Raw genomic sequence first — 2955 nt, forward strand, 5'->3', positions numbered from 1 at the left:
AGACTGCTTTATCTCTCTTGCTACTCAGTCTAATGGACTTGCTAGGGGGGAATATCGTATCGAAACTAAAGAAATTACCGGTCTCGATAAGGTTCGTGAGCTCAGTTTGCCCCATAGAGAGCTCGCTAATAAAGACTTGTGTTAGAATAAACGATTAGATTCAACCAATAGTTGCCGTGATTATTTTATGAATTATTTGCCTATCAATTACATTGAGCCCGTATTTCGTCCACCTTCAGAAGCTAAGTCTTTGATTCTTCAAGTTACCAATGGTTGTTCATACAATAAGTGCACCTTTTGCGATATGTATACAGCTGAACAGAAGAAGTTCAAGCCCAAAAAGATCGAAGAGATAGAGCAAGAAGTGAGTGCAGTGGCGAAGAGCATGCCGAATGTCGGGCGTTTCTTTTTGGCAGATGGTGATGCAATGACTTTGTCGTTCCGCCGCCTCAAAGAAATACTTGAGTGTATTAATCGCTACTTTCCAGATAAAGAACGTGTTACTGCTTATTGCTTACCCAGAAATATTAAGAAAAAAACGGTAGAAGAGCTGGCTGAGTTGAGAGCGTTAGGCCTAAGCATGGTATATGTGGGCTGTGAATCCGGTGACGACAAAGTCTTGGAATGTGTGGTTAAGGGTGAGACTTACGAAAGCTCTAAAGACGCCTTACTCAAGTTAAAAGCTGCAGGCATCAAGTCTTCCGTGATGATATTAAATGGCTTGGGTGGCAAGAAGTTTTCAAAGCAACATGCCGTTAACTCTGCCAAGCTTATGAATGAAACACAGCCAGAGTTTGTATCGACGTTAGTAGTTTCTTTTCCGATGGGTGAAGAGCGCTTTAGGGCTGGATTTAATGGTGATTACGAGCCATTAGAACAATTGGATTTATTTCATGAGATTCGTACCCTGATTGCTAATTTTGAACTGGAAAATACAGTATTCCGTTCCGACCACGCGTCTAATTATTTGGTGCTAAAAGGTAATTTAGGGGCAGATAAGCAAGCGATGCTAAGTAAAATTGATCTGGCTTTGAATAAGCCTGGTGCAATTCCTCTTAGGCAAGAGTGGCAGCGAGGCCTATAACTATGGCAAAAATAGATGGTGAGGGGCTGCATAGGGACCTACCGACAATCGCGACCCAGATAAGAGAATTAGTTGGCGAGGATGATAGCTTGCCACCTGTTGAAACGTGGCAGCCGGAGCGAGTTGGCGAGATAGATATACGTATTGATTCCCAGGGTGAGTGGTATTATCAGGGAGACAAGATGGAGCGGCAGGCAGTGGTTCGCCTGTTGTCGCGGATATTACGCCGTGATGGTGAAGATTTCTTCCTGGTGACGCCTTACGAGAAAATGAAAATTACGGTGGATGATGCGCCCTTTGTTGTCGTGATGGTAGATCGCGAAGGTGAGGGTGAAGCGCAAAAGCTGCATTTTTCTACCCAGCTAGGCGATTACTTCACCTTGTCGGCAGATCACCCGCTCGAGGTAAGCTATAACGAACGCCAGGAACCGTCGCCATACGTGAAGGTAAGACATGGGCTTATGGCAAAATTGAGTCGGCCGGTTTATTACGAGTTAGCAGATTATATTTGTGAGCGCTCGGAGCAAGATACTGAGCTTGGTGTTTGGAGTGCTGGGCAGTTTTTTAAATTTTAGAGAGGTGCGTATGTCGCACCCCATTTGTATTTTAAGGTTAACGAATTAGGTTTGAAAGCTTAGGGTTAGGCTTCTTGTTCTTCTTAAGTAGCACCGCGATTTTTCCTATTGTTTGAACTAGCTCGGCGCCACTTTGTTCGACCAGCTCAGTGATGAGTGCACTGCGGTCATCGCGGTCACCAATTGCTACTTTAACTTTAATTAGCTCATGATCATTGAGTGCGCGATTCAGTTCTTCCATTAGGCCTTCGCTTAAACCTTTATCTCCGACTATAATCACCGGGTTTAGGTTGTGTGCGATAGTGCGATAATGTTTTTTGTCTGCAGAACTTAAGCTCATGAAAATAACCCGTAGTAGAAATCGTATAGTAAGTAAAAGTATTAACGGCGCGCATTCTAACAGTTATTTTATTTGATTGATAATGCCGCTAAATGTCAGGCTTATGCTCTGACAGGGCAGCGAGAATTTTTAAAGAGGGTGGTATGGCTCGTTCAAAATCAAGTTCCAAGTGGTTGAAAGAGCACTTCGATGATCAGTATGTAAAACAGTCACAGGAAGATGGGTATCGTTCTCGTGCCAGCTACAAATTGTTAGAGATTCAAAAAAAAGACCGCCTGTTTAAGCCGGGTATGACGGTGATTGACCTGGGGGCAGCGCCTGGTGGTTGGACTCAGGTAGCGCAAGAGCTGGTTGGGCCAAGTGGAAAGGTAATCGCTAGCGATATTTTATCTATGGATGCCTTGCCTGATGTGACTTTTGTTCAGGGTGACTTTACTGAAGAAGACGTGTTTGATCGTCTTATGGCAGAAATTGATGGTCAAGTAGACCTTGTAATCTCAGATATGGCCCCCAATATGAGTGGGAATGCTGCTTCTGATATACCCAATGCGATGTATCTGGTTGAGTTAGCTCTGGATATGGCGCGACAAACTTTAAAACCTAATGGCGCATTTATCGCTAAGGTTTTTCAGGGGGAGGGCTTTGACTCCTTGATTGGAGATATGCGACAGATGTTTACTAAGGTATATAGCCGTAAGCCGGACGCTTCAAGGGCCCGCTCGCGGGAAATCTATCAAGTAGGTGTTGGGTTTAAGGGTTGAATGCCTTACAAATTAAAGGTGTTTAAAACTCCTGTCAGGGCATAGCTATTTAAGAAATCAGGCGGTATATTGAGCCACTTTGGTTTTGCTTTGTTGTCGACTTATGTCGTGTAAGTTTTGAAATGTCTCGGAATATTATTTCGGGAAATACTAAATTAGTTTGTTTAATCGTAAATTAAGTATCTAAAGATACTG

Annotated in this window: 4 protein-coding genes; 3 read left to right on the forward strand and 1 reads right to left on the reverse strand. The window is 43.5% G+C overall.

Annotation, left to right across the window (positions count from 1 at the left end; all coding sequences use genetic code 11):
• The first annotated feature begins 187 nt into the window (after positions 1-187).
• Positions 188-1084 carry a radical SAM protein gene (locus A3756_RS11525; RefSeq protein ID WP_068515229.1) on the forward strand — a complete coding sequence of 299 codons (897 nt, stop codon included), beginning with the start codon at positions 188-190 and terminating at the stop codon, positions 1082-1084.
• Between the two features lie 2 nt (positions 1085-1086).
• The gene (locus A3756_RS11530; protein WP_068515227.1) at positions 1087-1659 is read left to right on the forward strand and encodes a DUF1285 domain-containing protein; all 573 of its coding nucleotides are present in this window, start codon (positions 1087-1089) and stop codon (positions 1657-1659) included.
• Between the two features lie 37 nt (positions 1660-1696).
• Here the strand turns inward: A3756_RS11530 and yhbY are convergent, their stop codons facing one another.
• A complete protein-coding gene (gene yhbY / locus A3756_RS11535; protein WP_068515219.1) occupies positions 1697-1999 on the reverse strand; it encodes a ribosome assembly RNA-binding protein YhbY in 303 nt (100 codons plus the stop codon).
• A gap of 143 nt (positions 2000-2142) precedes the next feature.
• On the opposite strand from yhbY, the gene rlmE reads away from it, so the two are divergent.
• Positions 2143-2760, forward strand: coding sequence for a 23S rRNA (uridine(2552)-2'-O)-methyltransferase RlmE (gene rlmE, locus A3756_RS11540; RefSeq protein WP_068515313.1), 618 nt, complete (start codon positions 2143-2145; stop codon positions 2758-2760).
• Positions 2761-2955: the final 195 nt, after the last annotated feature.

The sequence above is a fragment of the Oleiphilus sp. HI0086 genome, assembly GCF_001635225.1.

Bases quoted from the DNA above. Each gene is read 5' to 3' on its own strand.
- A3756_RS11525 (WP_068515229.1), top strand. From the start codon at position 188: ATGAATTATTTGCCTATCAATTACATTGAGCCCGTATTTCGTCCACCT.
- A3756_RS11530 (WP_068515227.1), top strand. From the start codon at position 1,087: ATGGCAAAAATAGATGGTGAGGGGCTGCATAGGGACCTACCGACAATC.
- yhbY (WP_068515219.1), bottom strand. From the start codon at position 1,999: ATGAGCTTAAGTTCTGCAGACAAAAAACATTATCGCACTATCGCACAC.
- rlmE (WP_068515313.1), top strand. From the start codon at position 2,143: ATGGCTCGTTCAAAATCAAGTTCCAAGTGGTTGAAAGAGCACTTCGAT.